This is a genomic window from Pararhizobium sp. LjRoot238 (genome assembly GCF_964252955.1).
In the GTDB taxonomy this organism is placed as follows: domain Bacteria; phylum Pseudomonadota; class Alphaproteobacteria; order Rhizobiales; family Rhizobiaceae; genus Pararhizobium.
In genome coordinates this window covers 39340-56269 of the sequence record NZ_CAXUPP020000002.1, presented here as the reverse complement: position 1 = coordinate 56269, position 16930 = coordinate 39340, and the positions used below count along the sequence as shown (strand labels likewise).

The window sequence follows — 16930 nt, the reverse complement described above, 5'->3', positions numbered from 1 at the left end:
GGAGAAAAATCAAAGCGCTGCACCAAGCTCCCGCAGCGCCTTTTCCGCATCGACCAATCCATATCCCGTTGCCAAGTTCGGTACAGGCAGTCCGGCCGGGTTACCTTCCGCCGAAACGCCATACAGAACAGGTCTCGTACATCGGGCGAGAAGTTCCTTCGTCGTTTCCTGATCCAGGCTGGGTTGAATTTGTTTCAGCATCGAAATGACCCCCGAAACCTGCGCAGATCCAGAGGAGGTGCCGCTGATGACGACCCAGCCGTCATCGGGTTGTTCCGTGCCGTCGCCATAGGCGTAGGGTTTTTCGGCGAAGGCGACGTCGATTTCCGATCCCGGCATTGTCGGCATCATGAGATAGACGCCTTCCGGCTTCATACCAACGAGCCCACAAAAATCAGGCACGATGCGGCCAGGGCAGAGGTGGCTCTCGTAGCCGCTGGCGTAGCTGGCGGCCTCCAGCGATCCGTCGCGATGAACGAATGCGCCGCCCACGGCGATGGTCTGGTGCATCTGTTGAGGAAACAGCTTCTTTTCGTTCCCCCCGGCGAACACAACGATTATCCCGTTATGGACGGCGTAAAGCACAGTAAGGGCCACAAGTTTCTGCGCCGCATACAGAGGGCCATTTGCCGAGAGCATGCCCCAAGTGTTTTGGATAATCGCCGGGGCTCGATCGATCGCCATTTTGAATGCGGTGAATGCGTCCTCGCCGGCCTGCTTGATCATCGTGACTTTGGCATTCGGCGCCAAGGACATCAGGCTCGCGCAGACCATTGTCCCGTGACCGACCTCGTCCAATTCCGGTCGTGTTGCGCCGGGAGCAAGTACGACATTCACCTTCAGTCCGCGGTCTTGAAACCAGGGGTGGTTCCACCAACCGCTGTCGACGACGGCAACTTCGACATCTTGCCCGCAGATGTTATGAGCGTGTGCTTCATGCGCGCGTAGATAGGTGACGAGGTCCCTTGGGGCGTTCAGGTGATAGTAGTCGACCTGGGGTTTCGGCAGGTGGTGGACAGCTTGTCTGTCGCTATCCGAGGAATTGCCCCCCGAGGACGCGCTATAGCCTTCCACCGGGATCAGCACGATGCCTTCGATTTCTGGCCACCGATTGCCGGGCGGCACGTGCAGGAAAGGGTCCTCGTTGGCGAATGCAAGTCGTGCGCGGTTATGCGGCGCATCCGCGAAACGGCAGCCGAAAGCCTGAACAAATTGCTGCGGCGTGCCTTCGACAGTGATCGAAAATGGACCGGCGTGATGGATGTTGAACCCATGTGATTCCAACAGTCCGCTCACCCGACGAGTTCGATCGGCAGGCGGCGGTTCAGGAAGCTCCCGAAATTCATGAACATCCCCCGCCAGGATTGAACGCTCGGGGGACAAGACAATGACTTCCGCCGTCAGGCGAAAACCGCTTGACCCCGGCGGTCCGTTTGTGGAACTGCGTTTTTCGCTCATATCTTTATCACGATCGGCTCGTTGAGTTGTTCGGGGCCGCAAAAGCGGATATCGAAAACGACTTCGCCCGCATCCATCGCCGTGCTCAACACCGTGTCAGGGACGGCACGCATGGCTGCGATAATTTCTCCGCGCAACTGGTCGCAGCGCTTCCGATGGAGATGCGGCGCGTAGCGAAGTTCCAGCGAAAGCTTGATGGTCACAACGCTGCCGCGCTCTTCGGTTCGCACTGACATGATGGGAAGCGATCCGACGGTGCGATCCCTGGCGACCCGGACATTGGCGAACCAGTCATAAACCCGAATATCGGGGATGGCGGCGAGCGTATTATTGAGAGGCGCCGAAAACAGCAGCCATTCCCGCTTACCGTCCTTCATACGGGACAGGGCGTTCTTGACACGCCCCAGGAAGTCAAAAATGACGCGGCCGTTCGCCGAGGGGATACGTCGCACCAGATCGCCGTTTTGATAGCGGATCAAAGGTTGCATCTGCACGAACGGATAAAGATTGGTCAAAACCAATGCGCCGACGCCCTCTTGAAGCGCTTCTCCGTTGTCGATATCGACAACCTCGCCGATCAGGTGGGGATCCAAAACGAATCGGCTGGTTGGTTCGATGCAGGTGGCGCCGCCGATGGTTTCGGTCATCGAAAAACGGATGTTGATGGGGCATTTCCACGCGTCACGCAGGAACTCGAACATCTGCACGGACAGGAACCCTCCGGTCAGATTGACGCATTCCATGCGATAGGCGCTCAGGTCCACACCCTGCTCCAGCAGGTAGCTGGTGAAAAATAGAATATGGTGCCCAAGTCCCCCCAAGATACGAATGCGGCTATCATGGCCCTTGAAATTATAGGTCGTATCCAGAACGCGACGCGCGTCTTGGATCAGGGTGTCGTCGGTGACACCGCTGACGAAACTCATGCCGATGCTTGGCATCGGCACTGCGACGCCATGATAGAAATTAGGGAAAGACAAACTGAGCGGTTTAGGTCCTCCGGACTTCAAGAGCGAGCGGAACATATGGGAGAAATAGTCGTTAATGAAACGCACTTCCTCGAACGACTTATAAACGTCCAGCGGTTGGCCCGTTGTGCCCGAAGTGTGGCAGGTCGAACGCAATTGAACGTCATCGGCTATGAACTCTTCGAAATTTTCGGAAATCGCCGTTCGCGATAGGATTGGCCAGGCCGACAGGTCGGGCGCGACGTCGACTTCGGTCGCCAGAATCGATGCGTAGGCCGGATTTTTGCCGTAGAATTTCGTGTGCCTATGGGCGTGACCGACGGTCCATTTCAGCAGGAATTTTTGTAAGGCGAAAAGAATCACGCGGTGAGCTTCGTGAAAGCCTTCGGATGCGCGAAACAGATCCATCAGGGCCGCAGGATCGATCTCCGTAACCGCGTTCAATCGTCCGTTCAGTTCTTCGGCGAAGGTGCGAATGTCGGTGTGATCATGAGGTTCGATTTCGAGAGAATTGAGCATACTCCACCCATCAAGCGCGACGCACCCGGCTTCGCACCTTGCCAAACTTGCGTCTATGACTTGAAGCTACACGATTTGAAGCCGGACCTCTTAGTAGGGCCGGCGCACCCCTGCCAAGGCAGCCTCCCCGGCCGCTTCGTGGGCCGCTTCCATGGCTGCTTCCGCCGCAGCTTCTTGATTGGCTTCGCTCGAGGCCTCGCTATTCGCTTCGCCGGCGACTTCCGAAGTGGCTTCCGACTGGGCTTCGCTGGCGACTTCCGACGTCAATTCCAGTGCGAATTTTTTCTGTTCCGCTTCGGGGATCTTAAGCCCGAGATCACTAATGTACTTTTCTACACCTTCTGCGATGTCCTTCATGACACCCTCCCGTTTGCTGATGGAAAATAACACCATGATGAGTTGTACCCTTCATGCTGTCTCGCAGATTATGCAGTGGTTTCGACTCGAATGCAACCTATCATTTAGTAAGCTTTATTGTACCACCATTACGTGATTGTCACCCCCATCACCTACGCCTCCAATGAGGACAATCGAAGCGGGGATGCGGCGAAGCAACCGCTGCAATGCACTTGTCAACGCCATAACGGGCATTGATGTCGCCACCCGCAGCGCGAATATAGCCATCCCGCGTCCAGACGAGTTGATCGCGGGCAACACCTTGGCTGGCAGTCGCCATTCGCGACAGGCCGAGATCGGTGGCGGCGACGAGAAGCGCCCGCTCGTTGAGGCAGTTTTCGCCGGTGCGCCGTCGTCAGCGCCGGATTGCCGCAGGCAATTCGATTCCGATGACGAAACGACTGGCGTCGGAAGCCAGAAACAGAGCGACCCGCACCAATTCCTCGGCCTCACGGAGGCGGCCGGCAGGTATCATGCCCGCCATCATCTCCAGGGAAGCAGGTCGATCTATCTGCCTGATGCCGAGCTTGTCAGATTGCTGATGAATGTTGTGCCCTGCCGGTTGTCAGGTATTTGTCAAAGCGGGCCGCAATCGTCCGCACGAGCGGTTTTCCCATAGGTGTTACGCGGAAGCCCTCGTCGCGCCACTCGAAGAGCCCGTTGACGTGCATTGCGGCCATTGTCTCGGCCTCTGCAGCGATTGCGCGCGCTGCGGCTCCGAAGTTCCCGAGAAGCTTCCATAGGGAAAAACCGAAATTGCACATCAGCTGTTCGATAATCCAGCCTCTGATCCTGTCATCCTCGCTGAGGATGATACCACGCGTCGACGCCAGTCCAATTTCGGCTATCGCCCGCTGGTAGGCGGCCGTCGTCGGCGTGTTCTGGACGTAGCCCTGTGGAAACTGGCTGATGGCCGATGGTCCAAGACCGATCAGGGTCGTGTATGGATCATCGGTGTAACCCTGAAAATTGCGACGCAGCTTGCCTGTGACGGATACAAGAGACAGCGAGTCCTCGGGCAGGGCGAAGTGATCCAGGCCGATTTCCTCATAACCCGCAGCCAGAATCATCTCGCGCGCCGCCGAAGACTGGGCAAACCGCGCGCCGGCGTCAGGCAGCCATTCGTCCTTGATCATCCTCTGATGCTTCTTCAGCCACGGGACATGCGCGTAGCCGAAAAGCGCGATGCGGTCGGGCTTCAGGTTGAGCGTCTGTGCTATGGTCGAACGGACGCTGTCAACCGTCTGGAAGGGGAGTCCATAAAGCAGATCCACATTCACCGACTTTACTCCGTGGATACGGACGCCGTCGATCACCGCTCTCGTCAGTTCGAAGCTTTGATGGCGATTGATCGCCTTCTGAACTGTTTCGTCGAAATCCTGTATGCCGAGGCTTGCGCGCGTCATACCCATCGAGGCCAGAGCCTGGAAACGGGCGTCGTCTATATCTCGCGGATCGATTTCAACGCTGATGTCCGTATCGGGCTGGATGTCAAAGGCGCAGCCAAGCGCGGTCTTCAGTGCCCTGAGGTCGTCGGGGTGCAGCATGGTCGGGGATCCACCGCCGAAATGAACGGCCCCTATCTTCGCCTTGCCCTTGACGATCCGCCCGACAGTTTCGATCTCCCTTCGCAGGTATGTCAGGAAAGACGTCACTGCATCATAGCGCTGAGTATGCTTAGTGGTGCATGCGCAAAACCAGCACAGCTGGTCGCAATAAGGTATATGAATATAGAGACTGACATTTTGACCGGGCTTGATCACCCTCAGCCAAGAGTCGAATTGACCATGACTGACACCCGAATGAAAGTGAGGCGCCGTAGGATAGCTCGTGTATCGAGGCACATTTTCAAGTACAATGTCCGGCGGGAAGGCTGTCATCGATTTGCTCTCCTGGTTCACCGTGGTTTCGATGAAAAGAGGAGCGGGGGCTTTGATTTCAATCAAACCCCATCGGCAGTTTTGTTGATTGTGTTTCATTCCATTTGCCCGCAAATAGCAACCTGGATCCACTTGGTAATGTGATGACCGAACGGCTTGATGTACACACCGCCGGCATTCCCGTCCTCTGTCAGGCTTGCGAGGCCCGGCATCGGGGTATTTGCGGCGCGCTTGAACCGGAGCAGTTGGTCGCTCTTGCCAAAACCTCCTCGAAGCATCGTGTGACGAGCGGCGCGGAACTGATCGGCGACATGGAAACGGTGGATGGATACTCCAACATCCTTTCCGGCGTCGTCAAGCTGACGAAGACGCTCTCGGATGGACGCGAACAGATCGTTGGCCTGCAATTCGCTCCCGATTTTCTTGGCCGCCCCTTCAAGCAGGAGAGCGCGCTGACCGCTCAGGCCGCGACCGATGTCTCCCTGTGTTCCTTTCCACGCCGCACGATAGAAGGCATGCTGAGGAGGTCGCCCGGTCTCGAACACCGGTTGCTCGAGCAAACGCTGCGGGAACTGGATGAAGCGCGCGATTGGATGGTGACGCTCGGCCGCAAGACCGCCGGGGAAAAGGTCGCGAGCTTTCTGTTGCTGATCGCCACATACATCGATCCGGAGTTTGACCCGCGTTCCGGATCGGCTGCCTTCGAATTGCCTTTGACACGCGCCGAAATCGCGGATTTCCTTGGTCTGACCATTGAAACGGTCAGCAGGCAGCTGACCAAGCTCAAAGCGGACAAGATCATTCAGATCGAGAACAATCGGCATGTAACCGTCGGAAATATCGAGCGCCTCAGATTTCGTGCGGGGCTTTAGCAAGCACCCCGCGAACGATCGGCGCGATATGCTCGCTCTCGAAAGCAACATGCCGGCGCATGCCTTCGAAAAAGCCGCGCAGCATGAAACCGAACATTTCGGCATTCGCAACCACACCCTCGTGCCCGACCTTGAACAGAATCTCGGTCAGATCGTCCGCAAAGCACTCATCCTCGACATGCTCGATCCGCAATCGCTGCGTGGTTCCAGCCGATTTGGCTGCGTCCGGCAAGGCATCGTACGCCGGGAAGATGATCGTCTCCTCCAGATGGTGAGCGCGGTTGAGGAGCGGCAGGAGCGCACTGGCGACCGTCAGGCAAGTGAGCCTTTCAATCCGGTCCGGCAGCGAATCGGCGATGCCCTCCAGCGTGCCGCACAGGGCGAGCTTTTGCTCATGCATGAAGAACATTTCCTGGAGGGGCGAGAGCATTCCCGGATCGTTTCGAAGCGGCTGTAAGGGTGCGCGGTATTGCCGCGACCCCGGACTGTATCGCCCGCCTCTCATTGACATCTTGCCCTCCCGCTCTGGTCGTTGACAAGCATTGGCCGACATCTGCGGCACCAGCCTTGACATAGATCAAAGCGTTTTCGCCTCCGATGCGAGAAATGTGACCCCAGACATGCCTTTGGGGAAAATTCAATGAAGCACGGTTCCGCCATCATCGGGCTGAGTGCCGCCACGTTCCTGGTGCTGCTCGCTGCCGGATTTGCATATGACGCGGCCTTTGCCCGTCACATGTGGGTTCTGTTTTTCGTGTTGCTGATATCGGTGGTCGTGCTGCTGCGCAGCACGAACTTCGAGCCGGCGCCGGTCATCAATCCGTCCGCCTACATGGATGAGCCGGTCCGCTACGGCGCCATTGCGACCATGTTCTGGGCCGTCGTCGGACTGCTCGTCGGCGTCGTTGTCGCGTTGCAGCTTGCCTATCCCGATCTCAACATCGAGCCATGGTTCAACTTCGGCCGGATGCGACCGCTGCACACGTCGGCGGTGATCTTCGCCTTCTGCGGTAACGCGCTGCTGACGACTTCATTCTATGTCGTGCAGCGGACCACGAGGGCGCGGCTATTTGGTGGCGATCTTGTCTGGTTCGTTTTCTGGGGCTACCAGCTTTTCATCGTGATGGCTGCGACGGGTTATCTGCTCGGCATTTCGGAGGGCCGCGAATATGCGGAGCCGGAATGGTATGTCGACCTCTGGCTCACGATCGTCTGGGTTGCCTATCTGGTGGTTTTCCTCGGCACTATCCTGAAGCGCAAGGAGCCGCACATCTATGTGGCGAACTGGTTCTATCTGTCCTTCATCGTCACCGTCGCGATGCTGCATGTCGTCAACAACCTGTCGATGCCGGTGTCGCTGCTTGGAACCAAGAGCTATTCGGCCTTCTCCGGCGTGCAGGATGCGCTGACTCAGTGGTGGTACGGGCACAATGCGGTCGGCTTTTTCCTGACGGCGGGTTTCCTCGGCATGATGTATTATTTCGCGCCCAAGCAGGCCAACCGCCCCGTCTATTCTTACCGCCTCTCCATCATCCATTTCTGGGCGCTGATCTTCCTCTATATCTGGGCAGGGCCGCACCATTTGCACTTTACCGCGCTGCCGGATTGGGCGCAGACGCTCGGCATGGTGTTCTCGATCATGCTGTGGATGCCGTCCTGGGGTGGGATGATCAATGGCCTGATGACGCTGTCGGGCGCCTGGGACAAGCTGCGCACCGACCCGATCATCCGCATGATGGTCGCGGCAATAGCCTTCTACGGCATGTCGACCTTCGAAGGGCCGATGATGTCGATCAAGACGGTCAACTCTCTGTCTCACTATACCGACTGGACCATCGGCCACGTCCATTCCGGGGCGCTCGGCTGGAACGGACTGATCGCTTTTGCAGCACTCTATTACATGGTGCCGAAGCTGTGGAACCGCGAAAGGCTCTACTCCATGCGCATGGTCAGCTGGCATTTCTGGTGCGCAACGCTCGGCATCGTCATCTATGCGGCGGTGATGTGGGTGGCCGGCATCCAGCAGGGGCTGATGTGGCGCGAGCACGACGAGCAGGGTTTCCTCGTCTACTCCTTCGTCGAAAGCGTCGCCGCGCTGCATCCCTACTACCTGATCCGCGCGCTCGGCGGCGGGCTCTACCTGGTGGGAGCGCTGATCATGGCGTGGAACATCACCATGACGATCCTCGGTTATCAACGCGACGAAGAGGCCATCGGTGGTGCGCTTCCCGCCATGCAGCCCGCAGAATAGGGGACTTCCATGTCATTGATGGACAAACACGCGATTATCGAACGCAATGCCACCCTGCTTCTCGTCGGTTCTCTTCTGGTCGTTACGATCGGCGGCATCGTCGAGATCGCTCCGCTGTTCTACCTGCAGAACACGATCGAGAAGGCCGAAGGCATGCGGCCCTATTCGCCGCTGGAGCTTGCCGGCCGCAACATCTACGTCCGCGACGGCTGCTATGTCTGCCATAGCCAGATGATTCGGCCGTTCCGCGACGAGGTGGAGCGCTACGGCCACTACAGCCTGGCGGCGGAATCCATGTACGATCACCCCTTTCAGTGGGGTTCCAAGCGCACTGGACCGGACCTCGCCCGGGTCGGCGACCGGTATTCCAACGAATGGCATGCCCAGCATCTGATCGAGCCGCGCGCGGTCGTGCCGGAATCGATCATGCCGAGCTACGCCTTCCTGAAGACGACGCCGCTCGATGCCAAAGATCTGGCCTCGCATCTTAAGGCCAATGCGGCGGTGACTGTGCCCTATACGCAGGAAATGATCGACAATGCCGATGCGGATGTCAGGGCGCAGGCCGATCCGAACGCCGACACGTCCGGGCTCGAAGCCCGTTACCCGAAAGCCAAGGTCGGCGATTTCGACGGTGACCCGCAGCAGCTGACAGAGATGGATGCGTTGATCGCCTATCTCCAGATGCTGGGCACGCTCGTCGATTTCAAGACTTACGTTGAAACCGGTGGTGACCGCTAAGGGGGCTGCAATGGACTATCACATCATGCGTGCATTTGCGGACAGCTGGGGGCTCCTTGCAATGCTGCTGTTCTTCGTCGGTGCTTCGATTTTCGCCTTCCGTCCCGGCAGCAAGATCTTGAGCGACGAAGCTGCCCGCATCCCCCTGAAGGATGACTGACATGAACGACAAGCATATCGATAAGGTTTCCGGCGTTTCAACCACGGGACATGAGTGGGATGGCATACGCGAACTGAACAATCCATTGCCGCGCTGGTGGCTCTGGACATTCTATGTGACAATTTTCTGGGCGCTGGCCTATACCATCGCCTATCCCGCCTGGCCGCTTCTCACTTCCTCGACGAAGGGTCTTTTCGGCTATTCCAGCCGTGCCGAGGTATCCCGCGACATTGCCGCTGCGGATGTCCTCAAGGGCACCTATGTCGACATGATCAAGGGCAAGACGATCGACGACATCCTCGGCGACGAGACGCTGCGCTCGATCGCCGTCTCCGCCGGGGGCGCAGCGTTCAAGGTCAACTGTGTCCAGTGCCATGGGTCGGGTGCGCAGGGCTCGTCCGGATATCCGAACCTGAACGACGACGATTGGCTATGGGGTGGCAATCCAGACCAGATCCAGCAGACGATCAACCATGGCATCCGCTTTGCCGGCAACGGCCAAGCGCGCGAATCGGTGATGCCCGCCTTCGCGGATGTCCTTGACCGCCAACAGATCCAAGAGGTCAGCGCCTTCGTCGCGAGCCTCTCCGGTCCGGTCGCCGAGCCGAACAATCTTGCGGCGGGCGCGGTGATTTTCGCGGAAAACTGCGCCGCCTGCCATGGCGAAAAGGCAAAGGGCAATCGCGAACTCGGTGCGCCCGATCTGACTGATGCCATCTGGCTGAACGGTTCGGGCGAGGCAGCGATTGCCGCGCAGGTGAAAGCTCCGAAAATGGGCGTCATGCCCGCCTGGGGCGACCGTCTCGGCGAGACGACCGTCAAGGAACTTGCGGTCTTCGTCCACTCGCTCGGGGGTGGCGAGTGACGAACATGCCCGGCGCGCTTTGATTTCGATCAAGGCGCGCCGGGCATCGTTTCCGCATGGTGGGCGCGTCACTTGGTGGGTCCGCGTGGCGCGTGTCGATGACGCAATTTTTTGGAAACTGGTGCCCCGATGCAGGATCAAAGCGAAGTCATTCGGCTGGAAGCGGATGCCGTCAACTCAGCCAGGACCCGCCAACCCCTCTATGCGCCGCGCCGCAAGATCTTCCCGAAGCGGGCCTCGGGCGACTTTCGCCGTTTCAAGTGGATCGTCATGGCGATCACGCTCGGCATCTACTATCTAACGCCATGGCTGCGCTGGGACCGCGGTCCGTTCGCACCGGATCAGGCAGTGCTGATCGATCTGGCGAACCGCCGCTTCTATTTCTTCTTCATCGAGATCTGGCCGCAGGAGTTTTTCTTCGTGGCCGGCCTGCTGGTCATGGCAGGGATAGGGCTGTTTCTCATCACCTCGACGGTCGGACGCGCGTGGTGCGGTTACACCTGTCCGCAAACCGTCTGGGTTGATCTGTTCCTGGTCGTTGAGCGCGCCGTCGAGGGAGATCGCAATGCGCGCATCAAACTCGATGCAGCGCCGTGGTCGCCTCGCAAGATATCGGTCCGCATGCTCAAGCATGCAATATGGCTCTGCATCGCGGTAGCAACCGGCGGCGCGTGGATCTTCTATTTCGCCGACGCGCCGCAACTCGTTGCTGATTTCGTCGCTGGCGAGGCAGCTGCCTCTGCCTACATTACAGTCGCCATCCTGACCGCGACCACCTACACCTTCGGCGGGCTGATGCGCGAGCAGGTTTGCACCTACATGTGCCCTTGGCCCCGCATTCAGGCGGCCATGCTCGACGAAACGTCTCTGACGGTCACCTACAATGACTGGCGGGGCGAGCCGCGTTCGCGCCATGCCAAGAGGATGGCATCCGCCGGCGAGAGCGTCGGCGATTGCGTCGATTGCAACGCCTGCGTTGCCGTGTGCCCGATGGGTATCGATATTCGTGACGGACAGCAGCTCGAATGCATCACCTGCGCCTTGTGCATCGATGCCTGCGATGGCGTGATGGACAAACTGGGCAAGGAGCGCGGGCTGATCTCCTATACGACCCTGAATGACTACAACGCCAATATGGCGCTCGCGACCGCCGGAAGAACGAGCCCGGTCAACCCCGCCCTTGTGCGCGAGCCGGACGGTCGCCTGTCGGGCAAGGTGGCGCATATGAGCCTGCGCAAGCTGTTCCGGCTGCGCACTCTGATCTATCTCGGCGTCTGGAGCGCCATCGGCCTGTTCATGATTTACGCGCTGCTCACGCGCGACCGGCTGGAACTGAACGTCCTGCATGACCGCAATCCTCAGTTCGTGGTGCTGTCCGACGGTTCCATTCGCAACGGTTACACGCTGAAACTGCTCAATATGGTGCCCCTCCAGCGCAGCGTGAAGCTTTCCCTGAAGGGCGAGCTTCCGGCGGCATCGATGTCCGTGCTGGGAGGCGACGGGCCGGAGGGGCTTTCGTTCGATATCGAACTTGAACCCGACCGACTGAAGACCATCAGGGTCTTCGTCCGGCAAGCCGAGGGGCAAGCGGCCGCGCCCACGCGGGAATTCAAGTTCGTCATCGAAGACACAGTCGGCGGCGAACGGGCGGACTACACGGCAACCTTCAATGCACCGGAGACAGCGCAATGAAAATCAGGAACGATTTACGGCAGTTCACCGGAATGCACATGCTGTGCATCATGATTGCCTTCTTCGCGACCATCATCGCGGTCAACGTGACCATGGCGAGCCTTGCCGGATCGTCATGGTCTGGTCTGGTCGTCGAGAACTCCTACGTCGCCGGCCAGGATTTCAATCGCAGACTGGAGGAAAGCCGCGAGCAGCAGGCGCTTGCTTTGAAGGGCACGCTGACCGTCAACCACGGCGAAATTGCCTATGGGCTGGTGGACGCCCAGGGCAAGCCGGTAAAGGCGACATCGGTCCGCGCCGCGTTCCGCCATCCGGTCTATGAGACCGCTGACTGGTCAATCGACCTTGCGCCGAAGGATGGCAAGACATTTTCCGGGCGCCACGGCCTACGCGACGGTGTCTGGATCGTGACGATCGAAACCGACATCGGTCTTGAGAAGTCCTTTGCCGAAGTACGGCGCGTCACGATCCGCGACGGAGTGATCCAATGAGCTGCTGCGCTCCGGCCATCGACATGGTGCTTGACATCGAGCGGGCGAAAAGCGCCGGTCCTTGCAATGACGAGATATTGCTGGCGCGCCGCGAGCTCGGCAATGGGCTGAACCAGATTGATCTGGCCGTGCCCTCCGTCCATTGCGGCGCCTGCATCCAGGCCGTCGAAACGGGTCTGTCCCGGCTTGCGGGCGTCGAAACCGCCCGCGTCAATCTTTCGACCAAACGCGTCTCCGTAAGCTGGCGCGGCAGCGATGTCCCTGACATCGTCCCAACCTTGGCCCGCCTCGGCTACCCGGCTCACCTCGCAGAGGATATTGAGACCGAAAAAGACGGGACCTTGTCCGAGCTGATCACGGCCGTCGCCGTTGCCGGCTTTGCGACGGGCAACATCATGCTCTTGTCGGTCTCCGTCTGGGCCGGTGCCGATGGTCCGACGCGCGACCTGTTTCATTGGCTGTCGGCCCTGATCGCCGTACCCGTCATGGCTTTTGCCGGGCGAATCTATTTCCGCTCGGCGTGGAACGCGCTCCGTCATGGGCGCATGAACATGGATGTGCCGATTTCTCTCGGTGTGGCACTCGCCTACTCGATGAGCCTCTACGAGACGATCACCCACGGGCATCACGCCTATTTTGACGCCTCGGTTTCACTCCTGTTTTTCCTTCTGATCGGCCGGACGCTCGATCATCTCATGCGCGATCGTGCGCGGGCCGCGGTCAGCGGCCTCATTCGCCTGTCGCCACGTGGGGCCGTTGTCGTCAGGCCGGATGGCCGGCGCAACTACGTGGCCCTGGCTGACATCGAGCCCGGAATGCGGCTGTTCATTGCTGCCGGCGAGCGCATTCCCGTGAACGCGGTCGTCCTCGAGGGGCGTTCCGACCTCGATTGTTCACTGGTGACGGGGGAGAGCGGATCACAACGCATCGAGCCGGGTGGAGCAGTGCTGGCGGGCGTTCAGAACCTCAATGGCCCGCTCACCATCGAGGCAACCGCTGCGGCCAGGGATTCATTCCTTGCCGAGATGGTGCGGTTGATGGAGGCTGCCGAGCAGGGCAAGGGAGCCTACCGGCGCATCGCCGACCGGGTCTCGGCGCTCTATTCCCCCGTCGTGCATCTTACCGCACTCCTCAGCTTCCTCGGCTGGATGGCTGCCACCGGAGACTGGCACCTGTCGATCACGATCGCGACTGCCGTGCTGATCATTACATGCCCGTGTGCGCTCGGTCTTGCGGTGCCGATCGTCCAGGTGGTGGCTGCCCGTCGGCTGTTCGAAGACGGCATCATGGTGAAGGATGGGTCTGCCATGGAGCGGCTGGCCGAGATCGATACGGTCGTCTTCGACAAGACCGGCACGCTGACCATGGGACGGCTGGGGCTGCGGGACGTGACATTCGTGGATGACGATGACCTGGCAATGGCGGCAAGTCTCGCCGCCTTTTCCCGTCACCCAGTTTCCGTCGCGATCGATGCGGCTTTCTCCGGGCGTTCACGCCAGCCGGTGACCTACGAGAATATCGTCGAGCATCCGGGTCTCGGTATCGAGGCGACGCTTGATGGCAGGTGCTGCAGGCTCGGACGAACGTCCTGGGCGTTGGAAGGCAAGGATAATCCGGATTTACAGGCAGGAACCGCATTTAGCATCGATGGCGCCCTGCGCGCATCGTTCGATTTTGTCGATGAACTTCGTGACGGTACAAGGGCGGCTGTTCGTGAACTGGCCGGGACAGGCCTGTCGCTGGAGATTCTCTCCGGCGACAAGGCGCCGGCGGTCGCGCAGGTTGCCGGGGCCTTGTCGATCGCCACGTTCAATGCGTCGATCCTGCCCGGCGGAAAGGTCGATCGCCTCGCCTACCTGCGCGCAGCGGGGAAAAAGGTCCTGATGGTCGGCGACGGTTTGAACGATGCGCCTGCACTATCCTCGGCGCATGTCTCAATGGCTCCCGCCACGGGGGCGGACATTGGCCGCAACGCGGCCGACTTCATCTTTCTGCGTGACAGCCTGATGGCGGTGCCATTGTCGCTGCAGATCGCCCGCAACGCCGACCGGCTCATAAGGCAGAACTTCGCGCTGGCCGTCATCTACAATCTGATCGCAGTGCCGATCGCCATTCTCGGCTTCGTCACGCCGCTGATTGCGGCCATCGCCATGTCCGGCTCTTCGCTGCTCGTCATCGGCAACGCGCTGCGGCTTCGCGCCAAGAAGGACGGCTTTTCGTTTTCATGGCCGGCCTTTGTCGAACGTTTTTCACGAGCCAGGGAGCGCCTCCTGTAATGGCAACGCTGGTCTATCTGCTGCCCATCGCCCTGTTTCTCGGCGCACTTGGTCTCGCAGCCTTTTTGTGGGCCCTGCGCACCGGTCAGTACGATGATCTGGACGGGGCCGCCGAGCGTATCCTGATCGACGCCGATCCCGGCGCCGAGCCGTAGGAAATACGCAGGCAATTCTTCCTTCGGACGGGCCGTCCTCGTCCAGGGACGAGAACGGCCGCGCCGCCGACCTTGCCCGCCCGAGGAACGGCAAGAGCGGTGTTTGCGCTTTCGAGTGACAGACGGTCGCGTTCCAGCGCATCTCGGCATGCTTGGCGACCGCGAAAAATTCCCGTGCATCCTGGCGCGTCCGGTTCGCCACGGAAAGGAAGTCCCGCTCGCCCCAAAGGACCGCGCAAGGCATGGCGGATATGTCGCTCATGTGGAGCATGATCGCGGGACTGAGAAATTACTCCGTCAGCGCGCGCCGAAGCTTGCGGATGACCACGCCTCGAGCCTTGTCGTCCGCCGTCTTTGCCAATTTATCCTGCAGATCAAGGACAAGCGATTGAAAGTCGTTGTGCCAGTCCCTGTTGCCCAGGCGGACGGGGTCGATCCGTGGCGGCTGAAGGGCTTTGGAGATATCGACCGGCCCCTCCGGCGCCAGCCGGAACGCTGCATCCAAATGCGGGGATGTAATCCGCTGTTCTGGCAGGAAAGCCGATAAGCGTTGCCGTAGACCTGAAATCCCTGTGTCTTCTCCGTGGACAAGAAAGACACCGGCACGGACGGGTTGTCGCGCGCGGACCCACTCAGCCAGTTCCGGCCCGTCCGCATGACCGCTGTAGATATCCAGCCTGCGAATGCGGGCGCGGACCTTGATATCGTCTCCTTGAATTCGGACCATGGAGGCGCCGTCCTCGAGAATGCGACCCAGCGTTCCTGCCGCCTGGTATCCGACGAGCAGGACCGTGCCTTCGTCCCGCCAGAGCCAGTTCTTTAGGCGATGGCGGATACGGCCTGCTTCGCACATGCCGCTCGCAGCGATGACGATGTGAAATCCCTTGATGAAATCGACCGCCTTGGATTGCTCGACCGTCTCGGTGAACCGCACGTTTCTCGCTTGCATGGCCCTGGCCAGCAATGCACCGTTTTCCATATCCCGCGCATGTTTGCGAAAGATCGCGCTGGCTCGTGTGGCCAGCGGTGAATCGATAATGATCGGGCATGTTGCGATCTCGCCCGCCTGCATCAGGTAAACCAGATCGGCGAGGAGCTCTTGCGTGCGTTCGACGGCGAAGGAGGGGATGAGAAGAGCCCCGTTGGGATGTGTTGCCGCTACGACCTCTGCGCGCAATGCCGCACGGCGAATGTGGTCTGAGGCTTCGATGCGGTCCGTGTCACCATATGTGCTCTCGCAAACGATATAGTCCCAGCCTGCCGGCGCTTCCGGGTCGAATTGCAGAAGTTTGTGGCTGGGACCGATGTCGCCGGAGAAGAGCATCCGAACCGTAGGAGAACTGGCGATTTCCATCTCCACCGAAGCGGAGCCGAGCAGGTGGCCGGCGTTCCAGAACCTGAAGCGGATGCCCTCCGCCGCTGTCTGCCACGTTTCGAGTTCCACCGCGTGCAACAGCGTTACGGCAACGGCTGCGTCCTCTGCTGTGTAGATTGGCGCGACTGTCTGGCGACCCCGGCGCTGGTTGCGATGATTGAGGTGCTCGACTTCGCTTTCCTGGATATAGGCGGAGTCAGGCAGCATCACGGAGCAGAGATCGATCGTGCCTGGAGTCGCAAAGATCGGCCCATCGAACCCGGCTTTGACGAGCTTCGGCAGCAGCCCGGAATGATCGATATGCGCGTGGGTTAAAATGACCGCGTCGATCGTGCGCGGGTCAAAGGGAAAGGCCCGATAGTTAAGTTCCTTCTCCGTCTTCGACCCCTGGAACAGGCCGCAATCGACAAGTATTCGTGCTTCGCGGAATTCGAGAAGATGACAAGACCCAGTGACTGTGCCCGCGGCTCCATGGAAACGGATAATCGGCTGATCAGACATGGGGTCGCAGATCCTTTGACGCGTTTTCAAGTCGTCGGTTAGCATAGCCATCAAAAGCGGGACGCAACTTGATGTGCGTCAAACTCGACCTGTGTCCGCTGATGTTTGCTGCCGGGCGCAGGGGAGCTTTAGCCTGTTGTGCGCCGAACAGAGCCGGCCCGGATTGTTTTCCGGATGGCCGTTGATGATAAGGATGCGGCGGGGCATGATACCGCTCTCCGGCCCTGTTCAATGCTATAGAAACCCGCCGGTCAGAATTTGCGTTTATATCGCGCAACGCGGACGAGCAATTGGTCCAAGCTCGCCTGCTGTCTTGCATGTCGCAATCAA

The 16930-nt window shown here is 59.6% G+C and carries 15 protein-coding genes; 9 read left to right on the top strand and 6 right to left on the bottom strand.

Features of this window, described 5'->3' with window-relative positions:
• Positions 1 to 9: 9 nt before the first annotated feature.
• The 4 genes from ACSQ3F_RS21250 to hemN form a co-directional block, all read right to left on the bottom strand.
• Positions 10 to 1458 (bottom strand): S8 family serine peptidase, encoded by a 1449-nt coding sequence (locus tag ACSQ3F_RS21250; RefSeq protein WP_436102260.1) that lies wholly within the window; start codon positions 1456 to 1458, stop codon positions 10 to 12.
• Positions 1455 to 2945: a hypothetical protein gene (locus tag ACSQ3F_RS21245; protein ID WP_436102259.1), complete on the bottom strand. Its 1491-nt coding sequence runs from the start codon at positions 2943 to 2945 to the stop codon at positions 1455 to 1457. The genes ACSQ3F_RS21250 and ACSQ3F_RS21245 overlap by 4 nt, the downstream gene beginning before the upstream one ends.
• A 90-nt stretch (positions 2946 to 3035) precedes the next feature.
• Entirely contained in the window at positions 3036 to 3302 is a 267-nt protein-coding gene (locus tag ACSQ3F_RS21240) for a hypothetical protein (protein ID WP_436102258.1), read from the bottom strand.
• Positions 3303 to 3871: 569 nt separating this feature from the next.
• Positions 3872 to 5221, bottom strand: coding sequence for an oxygen-independent coproporphyrinogen III oxidase (gene hemN / locus ACSQ3F_RS21235; RefSeq protein WP_436102814.1), 1350 nt, complete (start codon positions 5219 to 5221; stop codon positions 3872 to 3874).
• 143 nt (positions 5222 to 5364) lie between these two features.
• Between hemN and ACSQ3F_RS21230 the strand changes: the two genes are divergently transcribed.
• Positions 5365 to 6093, top strand: a complete 729-nt coding sequence (locus tag ACSQ3F_RS21230; RefSeq protein WP_436102257.1) for a Crp/Fnr family transcriptional regulator — start codon at positions 5365 to 5367, stop codon at positions 6091 to 6093.
• On the opposite strand, the gene ACSQ3F_RS21225 is transcribed toward ACSQ3F_RS21230, so the two are convergent.
• Complete coding sequence (locus tag ACSQ3F_RS21225; protein WP_436102256.1) at positions 6071 to 6523, bottom strand: hemerythrin domain-containing protein; 453 nt, start codon at positions 6521 to 6523, stop codon at positions 6071 to 6073. The two genes, ACSQ3F_RS21230 and ACSQ3F_RS21225, sit on opposite strands and share 23 nt — an antisense overlap.
• A 210-nt stretch (positions 6524 to 6733) precedes the next feature.
• Between ACSQ3F_RS21225 and ccoN the strand changes: the two genes are divergently transcribed.
• The 8 genes from ccoN to ccoS all read left to right on the top strand — a co-directional run bounded on the left by ccoN (position 6734) and on the right by ccoS (position 14724).
• Entirely contained in the window at positions 6734 to 8344 is a 1611-nt protein-coding gene (ccoN, locus tag ACSQ3F_RS21220; protein WP_436102255.1) for a cytochrome-c oxidase, cbb3-type subunit I, read from the top strand.
• Positions 8345 to 8353: 9 nt separating this feature from the next.
• Positions 8354 to 9085, top strand: a complete 732-nt coding sequence (gene ccoO / locus ACSQ3F_RS21215; protein WP_436102254.1) for a cytochrome-c oxidase, cbb3-type subunit II — start codon at positions 8354 to 8356, stop codon at positions 9083 to 9085.
• A 10-nt stretch (positions 9086 to 9095) separates the two neighbouring features.
• A complete protein-coding gene (locus ACSQ3F_RS21210; RefSeq protein ID WP_436102253.1) occupies positions 9096 to 9245 on the top strand; it encodes a cbb3-type cytochrome c oxidase subunit 3 in 150 nt (49 codons plus the stop codon).
• Between the two features lies 1 nt (position 9246).
• Positions 9247 to 10110 carry a cytochrome-c oxidase, cbb3-type subunit III gene (ccoP, locus tag ACSQ3F_RS21205; RefSeq protein ID WP_436102252.1) on the top strand — a complete coding sequence of 288 codons (864 nt, stop codon included), beginning with the start codon at positions 9247 to 9249 and terminating at the stop codon, positions 10108 to 10110.
• Positions 10111 to 10239: 129 nt separating this feature from the next.
• A complete protein-coding gene (ccoG, locus tag ACSQ3F_RS21200) occupies positions 10240 to 11802 on the top strand; it encodes a cytochrome c oxidase accessory protein CcoG (RefSeq protein WP_436102251.1) in 1563 nt (520 codons plus the stop codon).
• On the top strand, positions 11799 to 12293 hold the full coding sequence (locus tag ACSQ3F_RS21195; protein ID WP_436102250.1) for a FixH family protein: 495 nt from the start codon (positions 11799 to 11801) through the stop codon (positions 12291 to 12293). Before ccoG ends, ACSQ3F_RS21195 begins: the two co-directional genes overlap by 4 nt.
• The gene (locus ACSQ3F_RS21190; RefSeq protein ID WP_436102249.1) at positions 12290 to 14569 is read left to right on the top strand and encodes a cation-translocating P-type ATPase; all 2280 of its coding nucleotides are present in this window, start codon (positions 12290 to 12292) and stop codon (positions 14567 to 14569) included. Before ACSQ3F_RS21195 ends, ACSQ3F_RS21190 begins: the two co-directional genes overlap by 4 nt.
• Positions 14569 to 14724, top strand: a complete 156-nt coding sequence (ccoS, locus tag ACSQ3F_RS21185) for a cbb3-type cytochrome oxidase assembly protein CcoS (RefSeq protein WP_436102248.1) — start codon at positions 14569 to 14571, stop codon at positions 14722 to 14724. Before ACSQ3F_RS21190 ends, ccoS begins: the two co-directional genes overlap by 1 nt.
• Positions 14725 to 15013: 289 nt before the next feature.
• Here ccoS and ACSQ3F_RS21180 read toward each other — a convergent pair whose 3' ends face one another.
• The gene (locus ACSQ3F_RS21180; RefSeq protein ID WP_436102247.1) at positions 15014 to 16600 is read right to left on the bottom strand and encodes an MBL fold metallo-hydrolase; all 1587 of its coding nucleotides are present in this window, start codon (positions 16598 to 16600) and stop codon (positions 15014 to 15016) included.
• Between the last annotated feature and the right edge of the window lie 330 nt (positions 16601 to 16930).

Excerpts from the sequence above, each read along its gene's own strand:
- ACSQ3F_RS21195 (WP_436102250.1), top strand. The coding sequence starts at position 11,799 with ATGAAAATCAGGAACGATTTACGGCAGTTCACCGGAATGCACATGCTG.
- ACSQ3F_RS21190 (WP_436102249.1), top strand. The coding sequence starts at position 12,290 with ATGAGCTGCTGCGCTCCGGCCATCGACATGGTGCTTGACATCGAGCGG.
- hemN (WP_436102814.1), bottom strand. The coding sequence starts at position 5,221 with ATGACAGCCTTCCCGCCGGACATTGTACTTGAAAATGTGCCTCGATAC.
- ccoN (WP_436102255.1), top strand. The coding sequence starts at position 6,734 with ATGAAGCACGGTTCCGCCATCATCGGGCTGAGTGCCGCCACGTTCCTG.
- ACSQ3F_RS21210 (WP_436102253.1), top strand. The coding sequence starts at position 9,096 with ATGGACTATCACATCATGCGTGCATTTGCGGACAGCTGGGGGCTCCTT.
- ACSQ3F_RS21250 (WP_436102260.1), bottom strand. The coding sequence starts at position 1,458 with ATGAGCGAAAAACGCAGTTCCACAAACGGACCGCCGGGGTCAAGCGGT.
- ACSQ3F_RS21180 (WP_436102247.1), bottom strand. The coding sequence starts at position 16,600 with ATGTCTGATCAGCCGATTATCCGTTTCCATGGAGCCGCGGGCACAGTC.
- ACSQ3F_RS21225 (WP_436102256.1), bottom strand. The coding sequence starts at position 6,523 with ATGCTCTCGCCCCTCCAGGAAATGTTCTTCATGCATGAGCAAAAGCTC.
- ccoS (WP_436102248.1), top strand. The coding sequence starts at position 14,569 with ATGGCAACGCTGGTCTATCTGCTGCCCATCGCCCTGTTTCTCGGCGCA.
- ccoO (WP_436102254.1), top strand. The coding sequence starts at position 8,354 with ATGTCATTGATGGACAAACACGCGATTATCGAACGCAATGCCACCCTG.
- ACSQ3F_RS21230 (WP_436102257.1), top strand. The coding sequence starts at position 5,365 with ATGACCGAACGGCTTGATGTACACACCGCCGGCATTCCCGTCCTCTGT.
- ACSQ3F_RS21240 (WP_436102258.1), bottom strand. The coding sequence starts at position 3,302 with ATGAAGGACATCGCAGAAGGTGTAGAAAAGTACATTAGTGATCTCGGG.
- ccoP (WP_436102252.1), top strand. The coding sequence starts at position 9,247 with ATGAACGACAAGCATATCGATAAGGTTTCCGGCGTTTCAACCACGGGA.
- ccoG (WP_436102251.1), top strand. The coding sequence starts at position 10,240 with ATGCAGGATCAAAGCGAAGTCATTCGGCTGGAAGCGGATGCCGTCAAC.
- ACSQ3F_RS21245 (WP_436102259.1), bottom strand. The coding sequence starts at position 2,945 with ATGCTCAATTCTCTCGAAATCGAACCTCATGATCACACCGACATTCGC.